Origin of the sequence: Escherichia sp. WS1368, assembly GCF_046487485.1 — a bacterium.
Lineage (GTDB): Bacteria > Pseudomonadota > Gammaproteobacteria > Enterobacterales > Enterobacteriaceae > Escherichia > Escherichia coli.
In genome coordinates, this window is the sequence record NZ_JBJQJI010000003.1 from 1 (window position 1) to 24,263 (window position 24,263).

The 24,263-nt window shown below is 38.0% G+C and carries 29 protein-coding genes and 1 pseudogene; 11 read left to right on the forward strand and 19 right to left on the reverse strand.

Going from position 1 to position 24,263, the window contains the following annotated elements; translation table 11 throughout:
* Window positions 1-215: 215 nt before the first annotated feature.
* From araE to ACJHYD_RS08750, 4 genes are all read right to left on the reverse strand, one after another.
* Entirely contained in the window at window positions 216-1,634 is a 1,419-nt protein-coding gene (araE, locus tag ACJHYD_RS08735) for an arabinose-proton symporter AraE (RefSeq protein WP_000256426.1), read from the reverse strand.
* A 314-nt stretch (window positions 1,635-1,948) separates the two neighbouring features.
* On the reverse strand, window positions 1,949-2,710 hold the full coding sequence (kduD, locus tag ACJHYD_RS08740) for a 2-dehydro-3-deoxy-D-gluconate 5-dehydrogenase KduD (RefSeq protein WP_000603518.1): 762 nt from the start codon (window positions 2,708-2,710) through the stop codon (window positions 1,949-1,951).
* Window positions 2,711-2,739: 29 nt separating this feature from the next.
* Entirely contained in the window at window positions 2,740-3,576 is an 837-nt protein-coding gene (kduI, locus tag ACJHYD_RS08745; RefSeq protein ID WP_060588765.1) for a 5-dehydro-4-deoxy-D-glucuronate isomerase, read from the reverse strand.
* A 286-nt stretch (window positions 3,577-3,862) separates the two neighbouring features.
* On the reverse strand, window positions 3,863-5,044 hold the full coding sequence (locus ACJHYD_RS08750) for an acetyl-CoA C-acetyltransferase (RefSeq protein WP_000656041.1): 1,182 nt from the start codon (window positions 5,042-5,044) through the stop codon (window positions 3,863-3,865).
* A gap of 254 nt (window positions 5,045-5,298) precedes the next feature.
* On the opposite strand from ACJHYD_RS08750, the gene ACJHYD_RS08755 reads away from it, so the two are divergent.
* From ACJHYD_RS08755 to yqeJ, 4 genes are all read left to right on the forward strand, one after another.
* Entirely contained in the window at window positions 5,299-6,528 is a 1,230-nt protein-coding gene (locus ACJHYD_RS08755) for an amino acid permease (RefSeq protein ID WP_000065950.1), read from the forward strand.
* A gap of 506 nt (window positions 6,529-7,034) precedes the next feature.
* A complete protein-coding gene (locus ACJHYD_RS08760) occupies window positions 7,035-7,619 on the forward strand; it encodes a helix-turn-helix transcriptional regulator (RefSeq protein ID WP_086676236.1) in 585 nt (194 codons plus the stop codon).
* Window positions 7,620-7,952: 333 nt separating this feature from the next.
* Window positions 7,953-8,762 carry a transcriptional regulator gene (locus ACJHYD_RS08765; protein ID WP_001551580.1) on the forward strand — a complete coding sequence of 270 codons (810 nt, stop codon included), beginning with the start codon at window positions 7,953-7,955 and terminating at the stop codon, window positions 8,760-8,762.
* On the forward strand, window positions 8,755-9,237 hold the full coding sequence (gene yqeJ / locus ACJHYD_RS08770; protein WP_000568331.1) for a protein YqeJ: 483 nt from the start codon (window positions 8,755-8,757) through the stop codon (window positions 9,235-9,237). The genes ACJHYD_RS08765 and yqeJ overlap by 8 nt, the downstream gene beginning before the upstream one ends.
* Window positions 9,238-9,269: 32 nt before the next feature.
* Here yqeJ and ACJHYD_RS08775 read toward each other — a convergent pair whose 3' ends face one another.
* Together ACJHYD_RS08775 and yqeK are read right to left on the reverse strand one after the other, a co-directional pair.
* Entirely contained in the window at window positions 9,270-9,350 is an 81-nt protein-coding gene (locus ACJHYD_RS08775; RefSeq protein WP_072132081.1) for a hypothetical protein, read from the reverse strand.
* 35 nt (window positions 9,351-9,385) lie between these two features.
* A complete protein-coding gene (yqeK, locus tag ACJHYD_RS08780; protein ID WP_000350607.1) occupies window positions 9,386-9,811 on the reverse strand; it encodes a protein YqeK in 426 nt (141 codons plus the stop codon).
* Between the two features lie 429 nt (window positions 9,812-10,240).
* Here yqeK and ACJHYD_RS08785 point away from each other — a divergent pair, with 429 nt between their 5' ends.
* The 5 genes from ACJHYD_RS08785 to ACJHYD_RS08805 all read left to right on the forward strand — a co-directional run bounded on the left by ACJHYD_RS08785 (window position 10,241) and on the right by ACJHYD_RS08805 (window position 14,132).
* The gene (locus ACJHYD_RS08785) at window positions 10,241-10,732 is read left to right on the forward strand and encodes a hypothetical protein (protein ID WP_001551581.1); all 492 of its coding nucleotides are present in this window, start codon (window positions 10,241-10,243) and stop codon (window positions 10,730-10,732) included.
* Between the two features lie 224 nt (window positions 10,733-10,956).
* A complete protein-coding gene (locus tag ACJHYD_RS08790; protein ID WP_000102383.1) occupies window positions 10,957-11,448 on the forward strand; it encodes a tetratricopeptide repeat protein in 492 nt (163 codons plus the stop codon).
* Between the two features lie 334 nt (window positions 11,449-11,782).
* Window positions 11,783-13,159 carry a HilA family transcriptional regulator YgeH gene (ygeH, locus tag ACJHYD_RS08795; protein WP_000362666.1) on the forward strand — a complete coding sequence of 459 codons (1,377 nt, stop codon included), beginning with the start codon at window positions 11,783-11,785 and terminating at the stop codon, window positions 13,157-13,159.
* Window positions 13,160-13,326: 167 nt separating this feature from the next.
* The gene (locus tag ACJHYD_RS08800) at window positions 13,327-13,545 is read left to right on the forward strand and encodes a hypothetical protein (protein ID WP_000184106.1); all 219 of its coding nucleotides are present in this window, start codon (window positions 13,327-13,329) and stop codon (window positions 13,543-13,545) included.
* 83 nt (window positions 13,546-13,628) lie between these two features.
* Entirely contained in the window at window positions 13,629-14,132 is a 504-nt protein-coding gene (locus ACJHYD_RS08805; protein WP_001239202.1) for a lytic transglycosylase domain-containing protein, read from the forward strand.
* 18 nt (window positions 14,133-14,150) lie between these two features.
* Here ACJHYD_RS08805 and ACJHYD_RS08810 read toward each other — a convergent pair whose 3' ends face one another.
* The 7 genes from ACJHYD_RS08810 to ACJHYD_RS08840 form a co-directional block, all read right to left on the reverse strand.
* Window positions 14,151-14,783 (reverse strand): LuxR C-terminal-related transcriptional regulator, encoded by a 633-nt coding sequence (locus ACJHYD_RS08810; RefSeq protein WP_000516283.1) that lies wholly within the window; start codon window positions 14,781-14,783, stop codon window positions 14,151-14,153.
* Between the two features lie 222 nt (window positions 14,784-15,005).
* Window positions 15,006-15,713, reverse strand: a complete 708-nt coding sequence (locus tag ACJHYD_RS08815) for a hypothetical protein (protein WP_019842356.1) — start codon at window positions 15,711-15,713, stop codon at window positions 15,006-15,008.
* Window positions 15,640-16,236, reverse strand: a complete 597-nt coding sequence (locus ACJHYD_RS08820; RefSeq protein ID WP_001551583.1) for a type III secretion apparatus protein OrgA/MxiK — start codon at window positions 16,234-16,236, stop codon at window positions 15,640-15,642. Before ACJHYD_RS08820 ends, ACJHYD_RS08815 begins: the two co-directional genes overlap by 74 nt.
* A 15-nt stretch (window positions 16,237-16,251) precedes the next feature.
* The gene (locus ACJHYD_RS08825; protein ID WP_000875227.1) at window positions 16,252-16,986 is read right to left on the reverse strand and encodes an EscJ/YscJ/HrcJ family type III secretion inner membrane ring protein; all 735 of its coding nucleotides are present in this window, start codon (window positions 16,984-16,986) and stop codon (window positions 16,252-16,254) included.
* Window positions 16,983-17,315, reverse strand: a complete 333-nt coding sequence (gene sctI, locus ACJHYD_RS08830; RefSeq protein WP_000116710.1) for a type III secretion system inner rod subunit SctI — start codon at window positions 17,313-17,315, stop codon at window positions 16,983-16,985. The genes ACJHYD_RS08825 and sctI overlap by 4 nt, the downstream gene beginning before the upstream one ends.
* A gap of 19 nt (window positions 17,316-17,334) precedes the next feature.
* Window positions 17,335-17,574, reverse strand: a complete 240-nt coding sequence (locus ACJHYD_RS08835; protein WP_000796272.1) for a type III secretion system needle complex protein — start codon at window positions 17,572-17,574, stop codon at window positions 17,335-17,337.
* A 13-nt stretch (window positions 17,575-17,587) separates the two neighbouring features.
* Window positions 17,588-18,769 (reverse strand): PrgH/EprH family type III secretion apparatus protein, encoded by a 1,182-nt coding sequence (locus ACJHYD_RS08840; protein ID WP_001563999.1) that lies wholly within the window; start codon window positions 18,767-18,769, stop codon window positions 17,588-17,590.
* 258 nt (window positions 18,770-19,027) lie between these two features.
* Between ACJHYD_RS08840 and ACJHYD_RS08845 the strand changes: the two genes are divergently transcribed.
* Both ACJHYD_RS08845 and ACJHYD_RS08850 read left to right on the forward strand, forming a co-directional pair.
* Window positions 19,028-19,528: a helix-turn-helix transcriptional regulator gene (locus ACJHYD_RS08845; RefSeq protein ID WP_001195865.1), complete on the forward strand. Its 501-nt coding sequence runs from the start codon at window positions 19,028-19,030 to the stop codon at window positions 19,526-19,528.
* Between the two features lies 1 nt (window position 19,529).
* Window positions 19,530-19,823: an invasion protein gene (locus tag ACJHYD_RS08850; RefSeq protein ID WP_000060687.1), complete on the forward strand. Its 294-nt coding sequence runs from the start codon at window positions 19,530-19,532 to the stop codon at window positions 19,821-19,823.
* 69 nt (window positions 19,824-19,892) lie between these two features.
* Here the strand turns inward: ACJHYD_RS08850 and ACJHYD_RS08855 are convergent, their stop codons facing one another.
* The 6 genes and pseudogenes from ACJHYD_RS08855 to ACJHYD_RS08880 all read right to left on the reverse strand — a co-directional run bounded on the left by ACJHYD_RS08855 (window position 19,893) and on the right by ACJHYD_RS08880 (window position 24,224).
* A complete protein-coding gene (locus ACJHYD_RS08855; protein WP_001551586.1) occupies window positions 19,893-21,005 on the reverse strand; it encodes an EscU/YscU/HrcU family type III secretion system export apparatus switch protein in 1,113 nt (370 codons plus the stop codon).
* An 8-nt stretch (window positions 21,006-21,013) separates the two neighbouring features.
* Window positions 21,014-21,781, reverse strand: a complete 768-nt coding sequence (gene sctT, locus ACJHYD_RS08860; protein ID WP_000503321.1) for a type III secretion system export apparatus subunit SctT — start codon at window positions 21,779-21,781, stop codon at window positions 21,014-21,016.
* Window position 21,782: 1 nt separating this feature from the next.
* Window positions 21,783-22,043: an EscS/YscS/HrcS family type III secretion system export apparatus protein gene (locus ACJHYD_RS08865; protein ID WP_000341004.1), complete on the reverse strand. Its 261-nt coding sequence runs from the start codon at window positions 22,041-22,043 to the stop codon at window positions 21,783-21,785.
* 9 nt (window positions 22,044-22,052) lie between these two features.
* Complete coding sequence (locus ACJHYD_RS08870) at window positions 22,053-22,718, reverse strand: EscR/YscR/HrcR family type III secretion system export apparatus protein (protein ID WP_000071534.1); 666 nt, start codon at window positions 22,716-22,718, stop codon at window positions 22,053-22,055.
* Window positions 22,708-23,695, reverse strand: a pseudogene (locus ACJHYD_RS08875) (YscQ/HrcQ family type III secretion apparatus protein). The gene ACJHYD_RS08870 and the pseudogene ACJHYD_RS08875 overlap by 11 nt, the downstream one beginning before the upstream one ends.
* Entirely contained in the window at window positions 23,655-24,224 is a 570-nt protein-coding gene (locus ACJHYD_RS08880; protein WP_122987222.1) for a type III secretion system needle length determinant, SpaN/EivJ family, read from the reverse strand. Before ACJHYD_RS08880 ends, ACJHYD_RS08875 begins: the two are co-directional and overlap by 41 nt.
* Between the last annotated feature and the right edge of the window lie 39 nt (window positions 24,225-24,263).

A 24,263-nucleotide genomic window follows, 5' to 3' on the forward strand; every position in this document is an offset into this window, starting at 1 on the left:
GCGGGTGTGCGCTAAGCTCTTTTCGTCCCCCATTGGGACCCCCTTTTGATTTCTTGTTTGACACTTGCAGTTGCCAGACCGCAAGGTGTTTTAACAAATCAAAAGGGGTTTGAATAACTGGCTCAAAGCTGAAAGCTTTCCGGAACCCCCAGCCTAGCTGGGGGTTTTCTGTGCACAAAAAAGGGCCGGATGTACAGCACATCCGGCCCGTGAAATCAGACGCCGATATTTCTCAACTTCTCGCCTGCCATCAGTTTGCGTTCGATATGTTCCAGGGTGACATTTTTGGTTTCCGGAATGAGCCAGAAAGTGATGCCCACAAACGCAATGTTCAGCGCAGTGTAGAGCCAGAATGTACCGGCAGCGCCAATGCTATCAAGCAGTGTCAGGAAGGTCGCGCCGATAATCATATTCGACACCCAGTTTGTCGTCGTTGAGCAGGTGATGCCAAAATCGCGGCATTTCAGCGGCTGAATTTCAGAGCACAAGATCCACACCACTGGCGCGGCGCTCATCGCATAACCGGCAATACACATCATCGTCATGCCAACAGAGAGCCAGGACAAGCCACTGGAAGCCGTACCGTTATCAAACTGCATCAGGCAGTAACCCAGCACCAGAGTGCCTAACGCCATCACGCTGAAACCAATTTTCAGAGCCGGCTTACGCCCTGCTTTATCTACCGTAAAGACCGCAATGAAGGTGGCGAACATAAAGGTCAGCCCCACGACCAGAGTCGCAATCATCTGTTGTTCTGTGGTCGTAAAGCCCGCCATTTTGAAGATACGCGGCGCGTAGTACATGATGATGTTCATACCGGTAAACTGCTGCATCGCCTGCAACAACATACCGAGAAATACAGCACGACGGACGTTACGGTTGATCTTAAACAGTGCCCAACCGCCCTGTTTTAACTTCAGGCTTTCACGAATTTCGTTGAGTTCTTCTCGCGCTTTTTCCGACGTATCGCGCAGCATACGCAATACTTCTTCCGCCTCAATATGACGCCCTTTTTCCGCCAGCCAGCGCGGGCTATTTGGCAGGAAGACAACCAGAATAATCAGCAGGACTGCTGGTAAAGCAAGAACCCCCAACATTGCGCGCCAGTTACCGCTATAACTGAACGCTGTATCGGATAAAAACGCCAGCACGATGCCGAGTGTGACCATCAACTGGTACATACTGATCATCTTACCGCGAACGTTTTCACTGGCCATTTCAGAAAGATACAGAGGAGCGGTGTAAGACGCGATCCCGACAGCAATGCCCAGCACCACACGAGCGGCGATTAACATCTCTACGCTGGTCGCAAAAGCGGACCCTATCGAGCCGAGCACAAACAGGATGGCCCCCGCCATCAGGCTGTATTTACGCCCCAGGCGGAACGACAGCCAACCATTAAACAGCGCACCAATTGCCGCGCCGAGCATCATGCTACTGACCACCCATTCCTGCAAACGGCTGGTCAGCACAAAGTGATCGGTAATGAACGGCAACGCTCCGGCGATTACGCCGATATCAAGACCAAATAACAATCCTGCGACCGCAGCAGCTACCGAAACAAACATATTCATACGCCGCGTATCCCGCAGAGGACGTGGCGTTAAAGCAGATTCCGTATTGATAGTAACCATTTTTTCCTGCCAGCAGAGAGTAAGACATAGTGAAAAAATACGTGAACAATTCACACAGGTGTCAGGTCGGAAATAGCATAAATATGGATTAAATTGCTACGACATGTCGTTATGTGATGGATATTCCAATTTTCAAATTAAGTTGAATAATTGAGATTATTATTAACCACCTAATTTTAAAGCAGATAAAATTCATAAAGTTCATTAATTGATAATTGATATGGATTATTTCATAACCATGATATGGATTATGATGATCTACAGGTATAAAAAACCCTGCCATGCGGCAGGGTCATAAAAGTAAGAGAAATGAATTAACGAGCCAGCCAACCGCCATCCACGGCAATGGTATAACCATTCACATAATCTGAAGCGCTGGAGGCAAGGAACACTACCGGCCCCATCAGGTCACTCGGCAGTCCCCAACGGCCAGCTGGAATGCGGTCGAGAATTTCCGCGCTACGTTGTTCATCTGCCCGTAGTTGTTGAGTATTGTTGGTTGCCATGTAACCCGGAGCTATCGCATTAACATTAATGTTGTGTTTAGCCCATTCATTCGCCATCAATCGCGTCACGCCCATCACGCCGCTTTTTGATGCGGTATAAGAAGGCACACGGATCCCGCCCTGGAAGGAGAGCATTGACGCGATATTGATAATCTTGCCGCCATTGCCTTGCGCGATAAAGTGTTTCGCCGCTGCCTGAGACATGAAGAATACGCTCTTGATATTCAGGTTCATGACATCGTCCCAGTCTTTTTCGCTGAACTCGAGAGCATCTTCGCGCCGAATCAATCCGGCGTTATTCACCAGGATATCAATATGACCAAACTCAGCTACCGCGCGATCCAGCAGTGCTGGAATGCCATCAATCTTTCGCAGATCGGCGGTCAGGCTTAAAAAACGACGCCCCAGCGCCGTGACCTGCTTGATGGTTTCAGTCGGTTCAACGATGTTAATGCCAACAATGTCACAGCCCGCTTGCGCCAGCCCCAACGCCATCCCCTGACCCAGTCCAGTATCACAACCAGTGACGACCGCAACTTTACCTTCGAGAGAAAATGCACTTAAAATCATAACAATACCTTATTCGTTTATGCCCACAACTAGCGCAAATCTTTAACGGCCACATGGTCCATATCATCAAAGACCTGGTTTTCACCGACCATGCCCCAGATAAAGGTATAAGCTTTGGTTCCGACACCGGAATGGATCGACCAGCTCGGGGAGAGCACCGCCTGCTCGTTATGCATCACAATATGACGCGTTTCTTGCGGCTGCCCCATCATGTGGAAAACGCAGGCGTCATCATCCATATTGAAATAGAAATAAACTTCCATCCGGCGCTCGTGGGTGTGACACGGCATGGTGTTCCACAAGTTACCCGGAGCCAGCTCCGTCAGCCCCATACTCAATTGGCAGGTTTCCAGTACATCCGGGACAAAATATTTGTTAATCGTGCGACGGTTACTGGTGAGGTTATCGCCTAACGTGACTGGAGATACTTCGTCCGGTGTGACTTTTTTGGTGGGATACGTCGTATGCGCGGGTGCGCAATTGTAATAAAACTTCGCCGGAGTGGCGGTATCAATACTGGCAAAGACAACTTCTTTTGCACCTTTACCAACATACAGGGCGTCGCGGTGACCGATTTCATAGCATTGACCATCGACAGTAATCGTACCGGCACCGCCAATATTGATAACACCTAACTCGCGACGTTCCAGGAAATAGCTTACGCCGAGTTGTTTACCAACTTCCCCGCCAACGGAAACCGTTTTAGTTACCGGCATAATGCCGCCAACAATTATACGGTCAATGTGGCTGTAAACCATGGTGTACTCATCGGCGACAAATACCTTTTCAACCAAAAATTCATTGCGCAGCCCCTGGGTATCCAGCGTTTTTGCATGCGCACTGTGGATGCTCTGTCTTACGTCCACATCAACCTCCGATAATCAGTGAAGCGTGAAAATAGAAAACGATAGTGAAACGCTGTTTCGTTTTCTCTATAAGGGGATGATATGCCCACGGGATAGGGTTTTCAATTAAAAATAAAACAATGTTTCATTTTTAAGTTAAGGACTGAAAAAAGTGCAGTGTCGATCACGAATATGTCATGAGAATGGAAAAATCAGGGAGCCCTGAAAATGTATGTCGACTCGCCAGCCACCATTATTCAACAGATTAATGACGGCTGATATTTATCGGTAAGGAGGAAATGCAGAGCTATTCGTCACGTTCAATGGTCAATGCCACGCCCTGGCCCCCGCCGATACAAAGCGTAGCCAGTCCTTTGCGGGCATTACGTTTCACCATTTCATGAACCAGAGAAACGAGGATTCGGCAACCGGAAGCGCCTATTGGGTGACCGAGTGCGATCGCGCCACCATTGACATTGACCCGACGCTCATCCCATTCAAGCATCTTGCCAACCGAAAGCGCCTGTGCAGCAAACGCTTCATTAGCCTCGATAAGATCGACATCAGCCAACTGCCAGCCAACACGCTCCAGGCAACGGCGGGTCGCATACACCGGCGCAATTCCCATCAATGCCGGATCTACACCAACACTGGCAAATGCGCGGATGCGGGCCAGCACGGGTAAATTCAACGCTCGTGCTTTGGCTTCGCTCATCATCATTACTGCAGCTGCGCCATCGTTTATGGATGATGCATTACCCGCTGTCACAGAGCCGAGACTATCAAATGAAGGATTTAAACGGGCTAAGCCTTCTGCACTGGCGTCAGTGCGTGGCTGTTCATCGGTATCAACAACCAACGTCTGACCGTTACTTTGGGTCATTACCGGGACGATCTCATCTTTAAATCGTCCGGCGTCAATCGCCGCTCGCGCTTTTTGTTGCGAGCTAAGTGCGTAAGCATCCTGCAACTGACGGCTGATGCCATATTCGCGAGCCAGATTTTCGGCGGTGACACCAATATGATAATCATTGAAGGCATCCCACAACCCATCGTGCACAAGACTGTCAACCAACTGGCTATTGCCAAGCTGTGCACCGGTGCGGCTATCAGTCAGAACATGTGGTGCGCGACTCATGTTTTCCTGACCACCGGCGATGACAATATCAGCCTCGCCACACTGTATCGCCTGAGTAGCCAGATGCAGTGCTTTAAGCCCGGAACCGCAAACGTCATTAATCGTGATTGCAGAAACGCTATTAGGAAGACCACCTTTAATAGCCGATTGCCTTGCCGGATTCTGCCCTGCCCCTGCAGTCAACACCTGACCAAGAATCACTTCATCCACCGCATATGCAGAAACACCGGTACGTTCTATTAATGCTTTCACGACCAGGCTGCCAAGTTCCACGGCGGAATGACCCGCTAACGCACCACGAAAGCAGCCGATAGGTGTCCGTAACGCCCCGACAATCACAACGTCTTTCATCACAACCTCGCACCAATTAACAGTGCAATAGTAAATGATTGTTAATTACAGTTATCTTAATTGTTTAAAAAAAGTGATTTTTATCACAAAGGAAATACGCCTGACCAGCAGTCAGAGACATAACTGGCACGTAAGGTTTGCAACCACTAACCCACCAATAGAGAGGTAGAAAGGGCGTTAATCTCCCATACTTAACCTGGTTTATGGTAAATTGCCCTCCATTTTGTTTAATTTGTAGATGATACGTTCAGATAATGTCTAATATTTGGTCAAAAGAAGAAACTCTGTGGAGTTTCGCGCTCTACGGCACAGCCGTTGGTGCAGGCACGCTCTTCCTTCCTATTCAGTTAGGTTCGGCAGGGGCTGTGGTCCTGTTTATTACTGCTCTGGTCGCCTGGCCTTTAACATATTGGCCACATAAAGCCTTATGCCAGTTCATCCTCTCATCAAAAACATCAGCAGGTGAAGGGATAACGGGCGCGGTAACACACTACTATGGCAAGAAGATTGGTAATCTGATTACCACGCTGTACTTCATCGCCTTTTTTGTCGTCGTGTTGATATATGCCGTGGCAATTACCAACTCACTTACGGAACAGCTGGCAAAGCATATGGTTATTGATCTTCGCATCCGTATGTTGGTGAGTCTGGGTGTTGTATTAATCCTGAATCTCATTTTTCTGATGGGACGCCATGCCACTATTCGGGTAATGGGATTTTTGGTATTCCCATTGATTGCCTATTTCTTATTTCTTTCTATTTACCTGGTCGGTAGTTGGCAACCTGATCTATTAACTACCCAGGTAGAGTTCAATCAGAATACCCTTCACCAGATATGGATATCGATTCCCGTGATGGTTTTCGCCTTTAGCCATACGCCCATTATTTCTACGTTTGCCATAGACAGACGTGAAAAATATGGCGAACATGCTATGGATAAATGCAAAAAAATTATGAAAGTCGCTTATCTCATCATCTGCATAAGTGTACTGTTCTTTGTCTTTAGCTGCCTGCTTTCTATTCCACCTTCGTATATTGAAGCGGCTAAAGAAGAAGGGGTTACCATTTTATCGGCGCTTTCTATGCTGCCGAACGCCCCAGCATGGTTGTCAATTTCCGGGATTATTGTCGCAGTAGTTGCGATGTCGAAATCATTCCTGGGTACGTACTTTGGCGTTATTGAAGGTGCCACAGAGGTCGTCAAAACAACACTACAGCAGGTTGGTGTAAAGAAAAGTCGTGCATTTAACCGCGCACTATCAATTATGTTGGTATCGCTGATTACCTTCATTGTTTGTTGCATTAACCCGAACGCGATTTCGATGATTTACGCGATCAGCGGCCCGCTCATTGCCATGATACTTTTCATCATGCCTACGCTGTCAACGTATCTCATCCCGGCGCTTAAACCCTGGCGTTCCATCGGAAATCTGATTACGCTGATCGTGGGTATCCTGTGCGTATCGGTAATGTTCTTTAGCTAATATCCATTGTGAATGGTTCAAAATTGCTACAATTTTGAACCATTCCAGTTTTCATAATGTTCATTTGTTATAACTCCGCTCTATCACTTCTCTCGTCATATCCTAGTATTATCAGTTAGTTAAACACACAAAGAGATCTGAACATCTTAAATAAGACTATTTAAGATGCATAACTTAGATTCGCAAGATATCTTCTGGTCATTCAAAAACAATTTGCGATATAGATATTCTCATACCATGAGATAGTTATCTGAACCACCATCAACCAGGTAAGATTAAATCAGTGAAACATAATCATATTTAATAACGAGAAATGCATTTTTAAATGCTTTACTCAGAATTATAGCAAATTCAGATTAATCGCAATTTTTCCCAGCAAATTTACAAAATCATGGTGTATTGACATCATCAATAACCAATGAAATTATGCAATTATATACGGATAGGGAGGTTCTTAACATGGGCTTTGTAGTCGTTATAAAAGTCTTACATGCAATAGTTGCTCAATGCATTGCCAAATAATGCCAGAAGAGTCACCGCGTTTGCAGTATTGCGCAAACTCGTGTTTTTGTATGTGGCCCGAAGAAAGTTCATATTTTAATCGTGGTGTGGTGGAAGGTATTTTAACAAAAAACCACAATGCGAGATTAAGCGGATATATTTTTGTCGATTTTTCAGTAAGTTTTTTACGTCTATTCCTTGAAAAAGACTGGATTGACTATCTTGCAAGTACTGACATGGGGATTGTTTTAGTCAGCGACCGCAATATGCAATCGTTAGCTAACTACTGGCGAAAACACAACTCTGCAATATCTGCTGTCATATATAATGATGATGGTCTTGATGTTGCCAATGAAAAGATCAGACAACTATTTATTGGTCGTTATTTATCATTTACCAGAGGGAACACATTAACTCAGATGGAATTCACCATAATGGGATATATGGTTTCTGGTTATAATCCATATCAGATTGCTGAAGTTCTGGATATGGATATCCGTAGCATCTACGCGTACAAGCAACGAATCGAAAAGAGAATGGGTGGTAAAATAAACGAGTTATTTATTCGTTCACATTCGGTCCAACATTGATACTAAATAATCTGCCAGAATCATACTCTGCTTATACGGGCATCTATTGAAATGCCCGTATTTTACAAATAAGCAGTAACCCCAAGAGTAAACAACATGGTATTTAAAACCATCACACGAAAAATTCAGAAGCATTACGAAATATGAATTTACAAACAATAGTGGCATAAATGTTAATCATGTTAATTTACGTAAAGTTTTACGTTGCGACATTAAAGCCTCATTTCAATCATTATGATAAATATAAAATTAATATATATTTATGCCGTAAATACCAATATACTTAGCAAACTATGTGATTTCCATTTTGATTGATTTAGTGTCTATTGACGTATGTACTGGATTATTAACGATAATATCGAGTTCTGGCCTGAGCACCGAAAATTAATATCGGTACATAACGCCGATCTTAACGTCGTTCTGACAACGCCAGCCAGTCGTTGTTTATCACTTCTACTTGAAGCTTTTCCTGATGTGGTTGCACAACAAGATTTTTTCACCAGAGTCTGGGAAGAAGAAGGTATGCGTGTGCCAACTAACACGTTATATCAGAACATATCCATTATCAGACGCGGATTTCGCGCTGTTGGTGATACCACCCACTCGCTTATTGCAACCGTGCCGAGAAGAGGATTCAAGATTCATAATGACATTAACATACAAAATCATGTAATAAACTCTTCAACAGACGCACATACACACAATGCCCCACCTGCCATAAAAGGTAATGCGGGGTACAAAGAGAGCATTGGTGGCGCAAACAATTTCAATAACAAAATCCTCAAACATATAAAAAGTTATCTAATTATGTTGAGCATATTTGCTATAGGCGTATATTCTGCACATTGGCTATGGAATAATAATCAACCGAAGCCATTCTTCAAGGATTACAAGACTGTTGCGGAAATTAATGGCTGCCATTTTAATGTGACAGAAGATACAATTGATGGGTTGAAAGAGTTCGATAAATATAAGACACGGATACTGGATTCGGGGATTAACTGTAAAAAATATCCGTGGTTATACTTCCCTCTTGCAAAATCCTCACCAGGGATGATTGTTATGGCATGCAATAAAAACTATAACCAACATGAAGTGGCAGGCTGTTTAACCCTGTCTTACCGTGAGGTTAATCGTGATTGATTATAAAAAAAACTTATTATTTATTTTAGTTTTTATCAGTGGGTTTATTCTCTTCATTGTTTACTCTTATACTGCAGAAAAAATGATATATAATGAAACATGCACTGCAAATTGGGTAATTTTTAATGACAAGGGGCGAGCAAATCTTACCATCGACTTTATGTATAACCAAAAAAATAAAACAGGAACTGTTGCGTTGAGCGGAACCTGGCAACAAGGTAACAGAGAAAGTAAGTCAATACGGCGAAATATTGAATACACATGGATTGAAAACTATGACACAGCCCATTTAACATCAAAGAAAGTTAATAAATTTGAGATCATGGATCAAGTCGATGATGATAGACTTGCAGAACTTATTCCTGATTTTTATGTCTTTCCAGAAAAAAGTGTAAGCTATAATATACTAAAGCAAGGTAAGCATGCTTTTATTTTGAGTATTGGTAACAGAGCAATAATGCATTGTGCAAGGTAAACTTAAATAGATAATAAAAAGATGGAACCTCGTTAATCATAAAACAATAAAATTAAATATGCTTGTAGTATATGCCAGTATAAAGCATCAAAGTTTTGATCAACATCTTTCATTTTAGATATCACCTTGCAATGCAAAATATCATGTATCAACAACATCTGGTGCAAATCCATGAGTCGAACTCAACATTCATCTTAGCTCTATTATTATTCCTTCGTACAGTCGATGTAAACAATACAGAAAGAGGATTATTAAGAACCAGTTTACTTAGAGAATCAATAGAGGAAAGGACTAACGTTTCTTTAAAAGAATTGATTTCATCATCTGTTAAACTAAACTCATCATTGACAGATCGTGAGATATAACTGTTTTTAACTTTACTCTTTACGTTGACTTTACTGACAGAATTAACATTCACATATCTTGAATTTAGTACCCATGATGTTGTTTGCGTGAGAACTTTCTCAGCATTAAGGAATTTTTTTAACGGAATCCTTGGTTTCTTTTTCGAGTCCGAATTTACAATATCATGCATATAGACCATTTCATGAATCTGCGAAAACTCAATGTCCATTATATACCTCACATTTTGACCGTGACTCGATGTTACTGTTCAATAATCACCTTCCATCAATACTAAATTTAATACCCCTAATGTGCCGATAACAAATATAGTCATTCTACGTAACGTCTCCATAAGGTGATAACCTTGATCAAATGAATTTCGAAAATAATAAAGGAAATCTTTTGAGATGTTTGTCACGAATAAAGCTATTTATGTTACCAATATCATTTCGAGTGTGCACACTATCTATCTGTTTTTTCAGGATATAAAAAACAACATGTAAGTTATGTAAATTGCCGATGCCACTAAGTAACATTATGGTAAAAAAAGTAAAAATGAGCGATTTTTGATAGAATAAAGCATGAGAAAAGGTGATATTTGACATTATCAGAAGCTGCGAATTCGGATTTTGCTCTAATCAAATGAGAGAAATGTAAAATGAAGCCACGAAATATTAATAATAGCCTACCACTGCAACCATTAGTTCCTGATCAGGAGAACAAAAATAAGAAAAATGAAGAGAAATACGTGAATCCAGTTAAAATTACGATGAGGTCTGGTTTAAATTATATTGAACAAGAATCTCTTGGAGGAAAATATCTAACACATGATTTGTCAATAAAGATAGCGGATATTTCTGAAGAAATAATTCAGCAAGCAATATTATCGGCTATGAGCATATATAAATTTCCGATAACAGATGATTTAATGAGTATGGCTACAAATGAACTCATAAAACTGGCCAAAATAGAGAATAATTTAGACCTGAATAAATTCTCTACTATATGCACCGACGTTCTATCCCCCCTCGTCACCAGACATAATAAAGAAAAAAAACTAGACGACTTACTACCCTTCGCAAAAATCCCCTTTTTAATTTTCATCGAAAAAAGGGAAATTGATAATATGAATCAAGGTCATGCATATTAAGGCATTTATGAAATGTCGTAAATAAGATAACTAATAAGGTGAATATTAGCAAAACAACTAATGACATTATTGGTTTATAGTGGTCAGTATTTTTACTAATAATAAACCAATATACCCTTAAGCAATGCAAGCTTAAAACTCATAATTCAAAAAAGATAAATGCAAAAAATAATGAGTCAATTAATAATAATTTAGCATCACGAAACACATCACAGAGGAATATTATGAGCACAGATACACTTGAAATATTCAATAACAGTGATGAATGGGCAAGTCAACTAAAACACGCATTATCACAAGGAGAAAATCTGGCATTACTACATGGATTGACTCCTGATATCCTTGATAGAATATATGCATATGCATTCGACTACCATGAAAAAGGTAATATAACGGACGCAGAAATTTATTATAAATTTCTGTGCATTTATGCGTTCGAAAATCATGAATATCTAAAAGGTTTTGCATCAGTATGCCAGTCAAAAAAGAAATATCAACAAGCATATGACCTTTACAAACTAAGTTACAATTACTCCCCGTATGATGACTATTCAGTTATTTATCGTATGGGTCAATGTCAAATTGGGGCTAAAAATATCGATAACGCAATGCAATGTTTCTATCATATTATTAACAATTGTGAGGATGAAAGTGTTAAGAGCAAAGCGCAGGCATATATTGAACTCTTAACCGATAATTCAGAAGATAATGGCTAAGCATTACAAGCATTTGGTAAAAATTGCTGGTTATAGTGCAGTTAACCACTATGACCAGCTTCTCTTATGTTTTCTTAAATCAACATCTTAAAACAGTTAAGAACACACTATAAATTACTATTTTTCAACGCGTTAGAGAACAATCTATTTTATCAAAATTGAATAAGGCTATTTCAGATTACATCACTGAATTCCTAAGATAAATTAGTGAACACAATCATAGATATGTCGAATGTAAACTCCTGTAGCATTAATGACACATAAATATGAATAGCCACAATTTCTATTGCTTATGCAGGATGCAAGAAACCAATTTTTTCATAGAGGATAACTAATGGACTTAGAAAATAAATTCTCATATCATTTTCTCGAGGGATTAACGCTCACGGAAGATGGAATTCTTACTCAAGGAAATGAGCAGATTTATATTCCACCGAAAGAGTTAGGAGTATTGATCGTATTACTTGAATCCGCTGGTCATGTTGTCCTGAAAGATATGATCATCGAATCAGTATGGAAAAATATTATTGTAAGTGACGAGTCCCTGACAAGATGTATCTATTCTTTGCGCTGCATTTTTGAAAAAATTGGCTATGATCGTTGCATAGAAACAATCTACCGGAAAGGTTATCGTTTCAGTGGACAGGTTTTCAAAACTAAAATAAATGAAGATAACACTTCAGACTATTCCATAGCTATATTTCCTTTCACCACTTCATTGAATACTCTGGATCCATTAATACTTAATCAGGAATTAGTGCAAAACATTTCGAATAAAAAAATCGATGGCCTTTATACCTATCCGATGGCTGCGACAAATTTTTGTAATGATCACATATCGCAAAATTCATTTTTGAGAAGATTCAAGCCAGATTATTTCGTTACAGGAAGAATAAACCAGAATAACGCGGTGAAAACTTTATACATTGAACTGATCGACGCTAAAAATCTTTTCCTCATCGCCAGTAATCATCTTCCTGTTGATGAACTACATAACACATCACAATTTATTATAGATAATATCCTTCAAACGGTACATAATCCAGAGCGTTCTGTAAGATTAGCTAAACCGGACCAAGGTTATAAGAATCATTATTTATCAGATGAACTGTTGGCTGGTAAGAAAGAACTTTACGAGTTTACTCCTGAAAGCATTTACAGGGCTATGGCTATATTTGATGGATTACAAAATAAAAGTGATATACAGACGCTAAAAATAGAATGTTATTGTCTGCTAGCGGAATGCCATATGTCTTTGGCACTTCATGGAAAGTATGAACTTGAACTTGCTGCTCAAAAAGCATTAGAGCTTTTACATTATGTATCAGACATAACCAATGTCGATGGAAAAATTTTAGCTATTATGGGACTGATAACTGGTCTGTCTGGACAAGCAAAAGTATCTCATATCTTATTTGAACAGGCTAAGATACACACAACTGATATAGCCTCTCTCTACTACTATAGAGCACTTGTCAATTTTCATAATGAAAGAATTGAAGAGGCAAGGATTTGTATAGACAAATCACTACAACTCGAACCCAGAAGACGAAAAGCAGTTGTGATAAAAGAGTGTGTAGATATGTATGTGCCTAACCCGCTCAAAAGCAACATGAAACTCTACTATAAAGAAACTTCGAGTGAAAGCCATCGAGTTATAATTGACAACATTTTGAAACTAAAGCAACTGACGAGAATTTGTATGCGATAAATCTTTATTGTCGCAATTTTATTGTTTAGATGTATGCAACTGGTTATGTCAACAACAGAGATGAAAACATCTAAGATAATTACCTTATTGCAATATATATCAAATACTCTAGATTAAAAAGTATTGTGTATAGGCTATTGGCCTGGACAAATAAAAAAGGGAATTTTATGACTAATCCAATCAATATGAATAATTTTTCTCAAAGTTTAAATATAGCAACCGCAACGGGTGATGAAGTCGTTTCATTAGATAAACACATCACCACCAGTACTACTGATACAGATCAAATACAAGCATTTATAGTTTCAACATGGATGGCATCTTTTCAAAATGATATGTATTCGAAAGATAATCCTATCTCTCCTTACTATGAACTGGAATGGTAGATAATTGACCACTTAAATGATTAACGAGATACTGAATATATTAGTATCTCGTTCCTTTCCTTCAATCCTACACATAAAAATATATGCGCTTACCCAAAGTTAAAATCTTATCCATCTTCATGTTTTCTATATTAATTACAAAAATGTCTTTCGCCAGTAGCGCTTGCTTTAATGAAGCAGGATCAATTTTCAGAATCGAACCAAATTTGATCAAAGCTATCGCTCTTGTTGAAAGTAATTTAAAAAATGATAGCATCGGCAAAAACAGGGATAAGAAAAACAATATAAAGAGTGTTGATTATGGTTTAATGCAGATAAACCAGATGCACATTCCCATGTTAAAAAAACGTGGAATAATAAAAGATGAACGAGATTTGTTAGATAACCCCTGTCTGAACATTAAAATAGGGACCGAGATTTTATATAATCATTTTTCACGTTGTGGGGTAACGTGGCAATGTCTGGGGACATATAACGCGGGTTTTGCAATGGAAAACAAAAAAAAGAGGCTGCAATATGCAAAAAAAATATATGTTGTATATACCAGACTTAATGAAATAGACAAGCGTAAGGCTTTAGCAAAATAAACCTAAAGCCTCTTTTTTTTATATAGTGCAAACACCCATACGTAAAGCTGTTTTGATCAACTCGATACCACTGTGAACATCTAATTTCTTCATGATATTGAGTCTATGAGTTTCGACTGTTTTCCTGCTTAACTGCAAGAAATTAGCGATTTCTTTGTTTGTTTTCCCATCAGCTATGAGTTGTAGTATTTCAGACTCACGATTTGTAAGTTGATTATCAGAGGAATATCTTGAAGATATTTTTTCACAATCCATATGTACACTATCAAAATAAGTGTAACCATTACTAATCGAATCAATAGCGCGATTTAGTTTCGCCGGATGACTGGTTTTCCATACGCATCCTTTCGCACCGGCTTCAAGCAATTTTATTGAATCAATATACGGCATTTTTGCTACAAATGTAATAATATGAGCATCTATTTTATGCGATTTAACCCATTTTATGAGTTCGGACCCCATCATTCCACCTGCAAATTCTCCTAAAATAAATATTTGGGCTGCAGATTTGTTACACTCCGCGATAGCTTTCTTCAGATCTTTATAGCCCCCAACAACCTCATATAAATCGGGATAATGTCCGAGAAATCCAATTATCCCATCAATCATAAACGGCTGCTGATCTGAAACTACAATTTTAATCTTTCCCATATATTCATCCTGAGTGTAAATGCAATAACGCATTCATTTATAATCATCCCTTCCATTATTATTATAAGCAAAATCCAAAGAATACATTGATGAAATAATAATGAAATATAATTAAAAATAAAATTTTTGCGTAAGCAGAATAACACCCGTGTTGAAAAATCATTAGGCGTTTAAAATATTAGAATTAGATTATATTCAAGTTATTAAACCGGAGACAGTGATCTATAAGTCCTCTGGATTCGTCAAATCAGAATTATTCATAGCCAAAGAATCTATTTCACACATTCTTTCAACTAAATAATGTCTGGCATGTTCACAGATTTCATTAACCTTGTCAGGGGAAAAACAGTGATTGCTAATTAAATATTGCTCACAATTATCCACAAATTCCTGCGGACTAAATTCAGCAATAAATTGATCTGTAAAAAAAATAAAACGTTTGTCATCATGATATGAAATATGGACATTCCATATTGACTTGTCGACAAAATATGACTCTACTTCAATAGACTTATCTTTGAAACTGGTAGGTATATAGAGATTTAAAGGGCCTGATATTGACGGTAATTTTGTTACCCAACTTTCAAAAATTTTGATAAAAACTTCAACTTCCTCTGAAGATTTTAACAATATGCTCTTCAGATCGTTTATCATGTTTATTCTGTTTTTTTCTAATTCTGAGCTCAGCAAACTTATCAAGAGTATAAAACTATCCATCACATCAATAATGCCTTTCGCATAGCCATCATAATAACCTTGAATAACTTTTTCTTCTCTCTTTTCCTCAATACTCTGAATTTTTGCGGTGGTTTCAAGAAGGATCTGTTCTTTTAGAGAAACTATTTCTTTCAATCCATCAGAAATTATTCTTTTGATCACAACACCATTTGCAGGAGAGTTTATCAAGCTCATCTCTATTTTTTTTCGCATAAAATGTAATTCTCTCCAAAAGAGTAGACGCAAGTGGTAACGGCAATTGTATGTGGTCAACAAAATCAGGAAATAATAAATTAAATCGTTGCTGCATTGCCAACGGTTGTTGCCTTACATAGGGTAACAACGTTGAAAAACCACATGTGATGATATTCTGATAGTTAACGATACCAGGTTTATATCGTGCCTTTTCATTTATTTCCACCGGTATCGCTGATAAATAATTCCTTAGCACTTCAGGAATCTTGTAAAAAAATCCGCGTTCTGCAAACCTTTCTCGATAAAAGTGACAACCACTGAGTAAACAGATCAATGGAAATAATTTCCAATTGTTTATGTAGTAAATAAGTGAACTATTCAGACTGAAATGCTCAACTGAAAGATTGTACTGTAGGAGTATCATTTCATTGGTAATAGATCTAAGTACCGGATTGCTAATACGTGCATTATTCAAACTTACTCGTTGAGGATGAATATAACTAATTGGATCATATATAATCTTTCTTAGGGCAAGATTCATAACGTTCTCATATGTCTACTTATTTTTTAACCTGATTAAATTAGTTAGAATAGCCCTGTACTTCCATAACAGCCAGCAAGTCGCAATGGACATTAATGCAAGTAAGATAGAAACCGGCATAGTCTTATCATAAGCAAAAATAGGTTCGTTAATTTCATATGTTGGTGCTTGTTCAATAATATCTCTTCGTTTTGACAATACGACTGAAATATTCTCATATTGTACGCTTGCAAAGCTATTAACAATAAATCTCTTAATGTCATTTATTTTTATTTCTGGATTGATATCTTTTTCATATACAGCAAGTACAGAAATATGAATTGGTAAAGCAGTTTTGCCACTATCACCTGTATCAACATCGTAACTAACATGTACTCTTGAAGAAACAATGCCATCCATAATTTTGAGAGATTGCTCTAAACGCTGTTCAATAGCAGAATACAATCTTGCTTTTTCCGCTCGTGGAGAGGAAACGAGTGCATCTGCAGGGAACATCTGCGATATTTGAATATCAGGCTTACCCGGGAGATTGTAGATTTTTAGCCAATCCACCGCAGAAGCAAAATCCGTTGGTTCTACATAGATTGAAAATCCAGTTTTGCCTTGATCCTTCTTCTCAGCATTAATATTATGTCTTTGTAAAACAGCAAGGACATCATTAGCTTGCTGTTGATCAAGATGGTTCAGTAATTCCTGCTGCTTGCAACCGCACAACAGCAGGATAAACAAGAATAATGATATATATTTCATGAGCGAGTCAACGTCTCAACTGCAGCGACAATTTTTCTTGCTAATGTTCCCACCAATGAAACCTCGACATTATAATTAAGCACATGATCCTGCAAGACTAATAATTTTTCAGGAGTTAACCCCTTTTTATCAGACCTTAATGCTTGTAACGCATTTTGCTGCCAATTTTCAGTTTGTACCGCATAGTTGGCAAAAGCGGAGATCATTTTATCATCCGGGTTATCAAGATTGAGAACCCGGTCATTTAAATCAATAACTTTCGCTTGCTGTATTTCACGAGCAGCTGATTGCTCAGCTCTATCAATAGGTGGCATATTGCTTACTGACATAATAAAATCCTTATCCAGTTTAGCGGAAGTTTTGTATGATTGCCGAATCAAGATCTTTATACGCTTTTACAACGTTAGATTGCGCATTTCGATATAATGTATACTCAGCTAATGCACTCTGATATTCGGCAAGGAATTTCGGGTCGGAAGGATTGGTTGCTAAATCCTCCAACGCCTTTTCAACTTGTTGGTTCAGATCATCAACGCCCTGATCAAATTGTTTGCTGATATCCATAATATAACCATTCCAATCTGCCATAAGTCCTCCTCAATTATTCCTGAAATGTCCACTTGCTACCTTGAGACTTCTCGAATCGGTTATCTCCGTAGCTAAATGAACTATTATTTGTATCCTGATTTTTCAAATTTACATTAAATCTTACATATTGTTTACCCCATTGTTTATAATATTCGTCGACATAGTTATTAATTTTATTTAATTCACTGTCGCTTAACGTACCAATGATATTGAAATATACATTGTTAGCTGTTTTATATTTTTCATAAGAAAGACCTATTGCCGACAATGTTTCAATTGCCTGACTTTCCAATACATTATCATCTAATACCGCAATACTTATATTGCTGGCATATGGCATAGTTTGCAGTAATCCTTTAATAAGATTATCGATTAGTTGCTGTGTGATAGCATTCCGTTGCTTACTCACTGTCAGTCTTGGATTACTGGCATCTAATAGCTGTAGTTTAAAATATTGTAGATCTGGGAAATTATCAGCAAGCCATGAAAAAATTCGTATCGATTCATCATCAGGATTTATCACCCGTACTGGCTTTCCTGGTTGATTTTTTTCCAGTGCTTGTTTGACCCAGACAGCTTCATCCAAACTATTGGTATTGATATAGATGACATGATCCCTACCATATAAAATTTCATAATTTCTATTTTTGTTTACAAGAATTTTATCGATATGTCTCAGCTGCGGATCATTACTGGCATTAACAATATAAAAAGCTATAAAAATGATAGCAAAAAGAAAAAATAGCGTTACATATTTAAACAGCGTACTTCTAAAGAAATGTTGTCTTGTTGAAGTAATGTTATTTTCAACAATACCTGGTATTGAATACTGCCAAACTTCATTTTTTACTTTTACAGCAAATTTGAGGCCTAAAACTTCTATTTGCTGATTCAATGTTAACGTTCTATCTTCAGGTTCTTGTGCTGTTAATTCTCTGATTGTTACAACCAGATCAGGGTCGGTAGTGATTATTACCTCAAAACTGCCTGTAAGCTCTCCATAAGGAATGACTATCGTATTCTCTGGTAACTCAGAAAAAGAATCACTTCTTCCTAACGAAACATCATTACCAACGATAACGAGTACACGCCCATTAAGTATTTCATACTCGCATCCATTCAATGGTCCGCTCAATAAACGAATGGCATAAGATTCCAATAAGTCTTGTGATAAGAATTTATCATTATTTTCCATGAATACCACCCGCTAATTCCATAAGCTCTAGTTTAGAGTAGTGTAACAAGACGGAAATTTCATGACCAAATTATGATGACACACAATAAAAAGATTATAATTTTCGAGAACCATTTTAAATGCCTACATACATAACTTTATTTGCAATTTAAGGTATACACCCTATTCCCTCATTGATATGCAAATATAACAATTACCATTATTTTAAATTTTACACGTAATATTTACCCTAAATGATTTTAGAGTGCAGGTTGGCATATGCAAGTCTTTTCCAGTGATGTCTACTTCACTGTAGGCACTAATGCATTATTAGCATCCCAAAAGGAATATTACAGCGATTTGGTTGCGTTGGTTGATCTTGGACATTCGTTCGTTGTTATTGATGAGCACCAACATCGAAATCTCAAACCAAATACAGAACCTGTAAACACCCTTTTGAGCAACAATTTCATCAGGATCAATAAGAATATTACATTATCTGATTTAACGCATTTCCTGGTTTCGAATCTTCATACACAAAATGTGTATTCCACTCAAGAACCACTTACCCATGATGAGATAGATATCCTGCGGTTATGTGTTTCTTATTCGTTAAAACAAATAGCCATTATCAAAGGAATTGATTATAAAACAGTATCATATCACAAAATAAGAGCCCTAAATAAACTTAACATAAAAGGTACTGTTGAGTTGTTTATAGCACTCTGTGAATGGGATAAACATTATTTTAAACTCCAATCTTGCATAAGAGAAAGTTGATATGTCATTAGTAAGATATAATAGTAAAATCATAATAACTGTAGCGCTGATATCGTTGCTCTCTGCATGCACCAGAGAAAATTCATTAAAGGATACTCAGAATAAAAGAAGTGGCGAATCTCAAGCGATAGTAGATGCAAGACAGTTCTTTAGCGAACACCCGGAATATATATCATCAGCAGAACTAGAGCAGAAGCTATATCGCGAATTTGCGCAGGTTACTACTGTTCCAGCTTATAAAGAGATGAGTATGTATCAATTGCTTGTCATTTCGCAAGATCGTTTAACACATTAAATAAGAATCTACACGCTTTTTGCGTGTAGATTCTTATAAATTTCCGACTATGATAGATGTTTAATTTTTTTAATTATTGTCTTTATTCTCGCTTTTTGTGTCTTCACCTTCTTTGAATTTATCTTCTGAGGGGAGCAGTTCATCTGGAACAGGTTGTCCAGCATTCTCCACATCTTCAAGCCACAGCAGAAGACGCAAGATCTCATCTATATTTTCGAAGCTAACATAATCGTAGCGACGATGGGTAGCATAAATTTTTCGTGCTAATTTTTTATCTGTAATAATTGGTATTCCGATTTCCTTTGCATATTTCCTTACGGCTAATGCTACCTCATTAGTTTCTCTCACAGAAATCAATGGTATAGGTGAAAGATGTGGCTTAAAGTATATCCCTATGGCAATGTGCGTAGGGTTGGCAATCATCAGACGGCTATTACTGACATCAGATTTCAATTGCTCTGACAGAATTTCTTGATGGCGTTCTCTGCGTTTAGACTTAATTTCTGGATTTCCTTCTTGTTCCTTGTATTCTCTTTTAACTTCTTGTTTATCCATTTTCATATCTTTCATAAATAAAAAATACTCAGCGATAAAATCAAATATTAGAACAATTATCATACTGCCGAGACAATATAGTATGAGAAGGAACAGCATCTCTCCCCAATCTGATAATAAAGAAATGATATCTCCATCAAGAGTTTTAAAAAGCAGTGATTTATGGTTACTCCAAAATAATTTGATCGCCAATGCAAAAAAAATAATATAAAGTATTGCTTTAACAAATTCTTTTACGGTTTTTAAGCCAAATATACGTTTTAAGCCATTTACTGGATTTAATGAATCAAACTTAAACTTAATAGCTTCAGTTGCTAATTGCATTTTACTTTGAAACCATGAAACAAGTAGTGTTGTAAACATACAAACCAGCAAAAAAGGAATGATCGTTTTCAACCAACCTATCCCCATAGCTTTAAAATAGTCCCAAATATCCGGTTTAGCGTTATGATCAAGGATGTATTCAAGAATCGACATAATGTGATGCACATCAAATACATATCCAAGATATAAAGTACCCACAAGCATTATTACAGAGACTGTTAAGTCTCTACTTTTTAGAATTTGACCTTTTTTAGAAGCATCCTGGAGTTTCTTTTGTGTTGGCTTTTCAGTTTTATTTGCCATGAAACACTCTATTTATCAATGTATAATTGCAATTGTTCTGGGAAAAAGGATAACGGCATAACTCGTTCAGCCAGTATTGGGCCAAAATAAATAATTAATATTAAAAATGCCAGCGCACTTTTGACAGTCAGTGAGATGGCAAAAGCATTTAGTTGTGAAGCATAACGTGCCAGCAATCCCAGGACAGCTTCACCGCCCAGCATAACCGCAATCACGGGGCTTGCGTAAACGATAGTATGAGTCATTATATTATTAATATATGAGAATAAAGGCTCTAATTTAGGAAAATTAAAATTTCCTGAAGGCCATAAGTTATAACTTTGCCATAGAGTCTCCAGAATAAAGTTCAATCCACCGTTAGTAAGATAAACTGCTGCAGAGAAAAGGTTAAATAATCTTGCTAATTCCGATGTATCGACACCAGTAGCCGGATCCAAAGTACTACTTAACGTTGCACCACGTTGGTTATCGATAAAGCTGCCTATAGCAAGGAAAATCCAAAATGGGGATGCTAATAAGCAAGCAATAAACAACCCTATGATAATTTCTCTGGCAGCAAACAAAGCGATATCTATTTCATTTAGGGTAGATAATTCATAGTGGTAATGCTGAACTAATGCACATGATACCACTATTATTATTGGATGACGGACTACTGTTGGTATATTCCCACTGGCGAAAAATGGTAACAAATAGAAAGTTGGTGCCAATCGGCAAAAACCGAGCGCTGTAGCAGCCAGCAGACTATGCAACTGATAGAGCATCGCCTCCCCCATGCTATCCTCTCGCGAATGCTAAATTCAGCATTTCGATACCAAACGAATATAATTTTTCACCATACCATCCGCTCATTAAAAAAAAGCAAATACTTACGCACAATAATTTGACGCCAAATGGCAACGTCTGTTCTTGCAACTGTGTTACCGTTTGAAAAAGCCCTACCAATAAACCAACAAATGTCGCAACTGCAATAGGTCCTGCAGACATAACTAAAATCAGATACAGCGCCCTATTCCCCGCAAAAACAATGTCGTCCATATTTTTTCCTCAGGGATTAATGGATAGGTCAAAATATTGTAAAATGAGTCCTTTCGATAACATTGTCCAACCGTCCATCGCGACAAACAGAATTAATTTTATCGGTGTAGATATGGTTACCGGACTCATCATCATCATACCTAACGTTAACAGAACGCTGGATATAACCAGATCAACTACAACAAAGGGTAAATAAATATAAAAACCTATAATAAATGCACTTTTTATCTCACTCAACGCATATGCCGGGAGTAACGAGAAAATTGAAATATTATCATCATCGATTATCTCTTCATTGTCTTCAGAACTATTCACCTTCTGAATCTTTTCAAAAAAGCTAACCAACTCCGGTTCAGAATATTTTATCAAATATGATTTATAACCACTCATGCCTGTCTCAACAAAATTAACAACCGACGCAACATTATTGAATGAAAGATTCTCATTCTGACTGTTATTATATATTTCCTTCCCAACCGGCATCATTACGAACATTGACAATAGCAAAGCTACCCCATTAAGTGTCATATTTGATGGCACTTGCTGAAGTCCCAAAGCGTTTCGTACAATAACAAAAACAATCGAGAATTTAATAAAACATGTCCCGGATGCTATTATAAACGGTAATAGTGTAAATAATGATAATATCGCTATCAGCGAAATGCTATTTGACATTATTATTCCCTGATAACCAAGAATGAATTTCTACGCCCAATTTATCATCCACTTCAACAAGTTCGCCATAGCCAGTTAGCGCGCCATTTACACGTATTTCTATATTTTTCTCCGCTTCAGGAAGCAAAGATATAATTCTTTTTGCACAGAGATCATCTATTTCATATAGATTCATTATTTTCTTTCCAAGAACAAACTCAATTTTTACAGGCAAGTCTTCAAAACTATTAATCTGCTGATAGTCATTTTCATCATTAATCTCGATTTCGCTTTTTTTGATATCAAAGTCATCTGTTTCAAAATCTTCCTCGTACTCAAAATGATCAACCATTTTTAACTCCTCTGGATAAATTAAATCACAAATCTTTGTATTATAAATAACCGCATAAGCAAAATTATTTGAAATTAATAAAACATCACCAACTTCAATATCAACAATGGTTCTATAACATGTTTTACTAAATCCAATTACAAAATGAATGGGCCAATATAATGATTTTTTGTCTAGCGTTGGAGCGTTTTCGTATTGGCAGACTGTGACTTTATCTAACCAAATATTTAATTCCCCTGTCCATATTCTTATCAGTGGTTGAGCTGGACTCAATACTCCATCAAATACTTTACCGACACACAAACGATTATATTTTAGTTCAGGATACTTTAGATTTAACGGGATACTAGATAAACTGAGCCATTCCCCTATTAACCTTTCCGTTTCTGGCATTAAAGCCATCCCAGCGAGCTCGGCAGAAATTAAGGGAAATAACTCTCGAAGTAACACCCATCCAGACCAGCTGCCGCTCTCTTCTGCTATCGGTAGCCATTTGGCGCTAAATTCGGGCATTAATAACGCAACATCTTCGCCCTTTTCTTTCCAATTTTGAAAAGTGGTTTCAAAGGAATGAGTGTTTCCATTTACTTTTCTCAGACCGAACATTAACTTTCGTCCTTCTGATCGTTTTCGAATTTACCTTCATTTTCTTGCTCATCATGAGGCTGATGTCGTTGCCCTTGTCGTTCATCTTGCTCAGTCAATACCCAGCGTTGTGCTGTAACATCATTGTGTTGGGCTTCATGGAGTCTGTCGGAGACAAGTGTGTCTGATGGTTTTAGTCGTATCCCTTCACTACTTTCCAGAATCCGGACTGTATGATTTTGTCCCCAACGCTGAAACTGATATGTCAATTCATTTTCGCGCGCATTGGCATTATTAGCAGAATTATTTATATCATTCTGATTGAGCGTATGAACATTCCTTTGCTTTTCGATATGTTGAGTAAACATGGTTCTGTTATCAGCAAACCTTCTTTCGTTAGTAATGTCTAATGAATGGGCCTGCGGTCCATTTATTTTGTCTCCATCGCGGTATTTTTTTTCACGATCTTTATTATTACTGTGTTTTTGATCTGTGATGTATTCTGTATGGATACCATTATGGATTTTTTCCTTAAATTGTATCGTTTTATTAGATGGTTCAGAATCATTCCCCTGATCTCGTGAAGTCATATTGAGAATTTTCTTTGTAGAAAATTTCTCTGTTCCATT

Excerpts from the sequence above, each read along its gene's own strand:
- araE (WP_000256426.1), bottom strand. The coding sequence starts at position 1,634 with ATGGTTACTATCAATACGGAATCTGCTTTAACGCCACGTCCTCTGCGG.
- kduD (WP_000603518.1), bottom strand. The coding sequence starts at position 2,710 with ATGATTTTAAGTGCATTTTCTCTCGAAGGTAAAGTTGCGGTCGTCACT.
- ACJHYD_RS08750 (WP_000656041.1), bottom strand. The coding sequence starts at position 5,044 with ATGAAAGACGTTGTGATTGTCGGGGCGTTACGGACACCTATCGGCTGC.
- ACJHYD_RS08755 (WP_000065950.1), top strand. The coding sequence starts at position 5,299 with ATGTCTAATATTTGGTCAAAAGAAGAAACTCTGTGGAGTTTCGCGCTC.
- ACJHYD_RS08760 (WP_086676236.1), top strand. The coding sequence starts at position 7,035 with ATGCATTGCCAAATAATGCCAGAAGAGTCACCGCGTTTGCAGTATTGC.
- ACJHYD_RS08765 (WP_001551580.1), top strand. The coding sequence starts at position 7,953 with ATGTACTGGATTATTAACGATAATATCGAGTTCTGGCCTGAGCACCGA.
- ACJHYD_RS08775 (WP_072132081.1), bottom strand. The coding sequence starts at position 9,350 with ATGAAAGATGTTGATCAAAACTTTGATGCTTTATACTGGCATATACTA.
- yqeK (WP_000350607.1), bottom strand. The coding sequence starts at position 9,811 with ATGGACATTGAGTTTTCGCAGATTCATGAAATGGTCTATATGCATGAT.
- ACJHYD_RS08785 (WP_001551581.1), top strand. The coding sequence starts at position 10,241 with ATGAAGCCACGAAATATTAATAATAGCCTACCACTGCAACCATTAGTT.
- ACJHYD_RS08790 (WP_000102383.1), top strand. The coding sequence starts at position 10,957 with ATGAGCACAGATACACTTGAAATATTCAATAACAGTGATGAATGGGCA.
- ygeH (WP_000362666.1), top strand. The coding sequence starts at position 11,783 with ATGGACTTAGAAAATAAATTCTCATATCATTTTCTCGAGGGATTAACG.
- ACJHYD_RS08800 (WP_000184106.1), top strand. The coding sequence starts at position 13,327 with ATGACTAATCCAATCAATATGAATAATTTTTCTCAAAGTTTAAATATA.
- ACJHYD_RS08805 (WP_001239202.1), top strand. The coding sequence starts at position 13,629 with ATGCGCTTACCCAAAGTTAAAATCTTATCCATCTTCATGTTTTCTATA.
- ACJHYD_RS08810 (WP_000516283.1), bottom strand. The coding sequence starts at position 14,783 with ATGGGAAAGATTAAAATTGTAGTTTCAGATCAGCAGCCGTTTATGATT.
- ACJHYD_RS08815 (WP_019842356.1), bottom strand. The coding sequence starts at position 15,713 with ATGCGAAAAAAAATAGAGATGAGCTTGATAAACTCTCCTGCAAATGGT.
- ACJHYD_RS08820 (WP_001551583.1), bottom strand. The coding sequence starts at position 16,236 with ATGAATCTTGCCCTAAGAAAGATTATATATGATCCAATTAGTTATATT.
- ACJHYD_RS08825 (WP_000875227.1), bottom strand. The coding sequence starts at position 16,986 with ATGAAATATATATCATTATTCTTGTTTATCCTGCTGTTGTGCGGTTGC.
- sctI (WP_000116710.1), bottom strand. The coding sequence starts at position 17,315 with ATGTCAGTAAGCAATATGCCACCTATTGATAGAGCTGAGCAATCAGCT.
- ACJHYD_RS08835 (WP_000796272.1), bottom strand. The coding sequence starts at position 17,574 with ATGGCAGATTGGAATGGTTATATTATGGATATCAGCAAACAATTTGAT.
- ACJHYD_RS08840 (WP_001563999.1), bottom strand. The coding sequence starts at position 18,769 with ATGGAAAATAATGATAAATTCTTATCACAAGACTTATTGGAATCTTAT.
- ACJHYD_RS08845 (WP_001195865.1), top strand. The coding sequence starts at position 19,028 with ATGCAAGTCTTTTCCAGTGATGTCTACTTCACTGTAGGCACTAATGCA.
- ACJHYD_RS08850 (WP_000060687.1), top strand. The coding sequence starts at position 19,530 with ATGTCATTAGTAAGATATAATAGTAAAATCATAATAACTGTAGCGCTG.
- ACJHYD_RS08855 (WP_001551586.1), bottom strand. The coding sequence starts at position 21,005 with ATGGCAAATAAAACTGAAAAGCCAACACAAAAGAAACTCCAGGATGCT.
- sctT (WP_000503321.1), bottom strand. The coding sequence starts at position 21,781 with ATGGGGGAGGCGATGCTCTATCAGTTGCATAGTCTGCTGGCTGCTACA.
- ACJHYD_RS08865 (WP_000341004.1), bottom strand. The coding sequence starts at position 22,043 with ATGGACGACATTGTTTTTGCGGGGAATAGGGCGCTGTATCTGATTTTA.
- ACJHYD_RS08870 (WP_000071534.1), bottom strand. The coding sequence starts at position 22,718 with ATGTCAAATAGCATTTCGCTGATAGCGATATTATCATTATTTACACTA.
- ACJHYD_RS08880 (WP_122987222.1), bottom strand. The coding sequence starts at position 24,224 with ATGACTTCACGAGATCAGGGGAATGATTCTGAACCATCTAATAAAACG.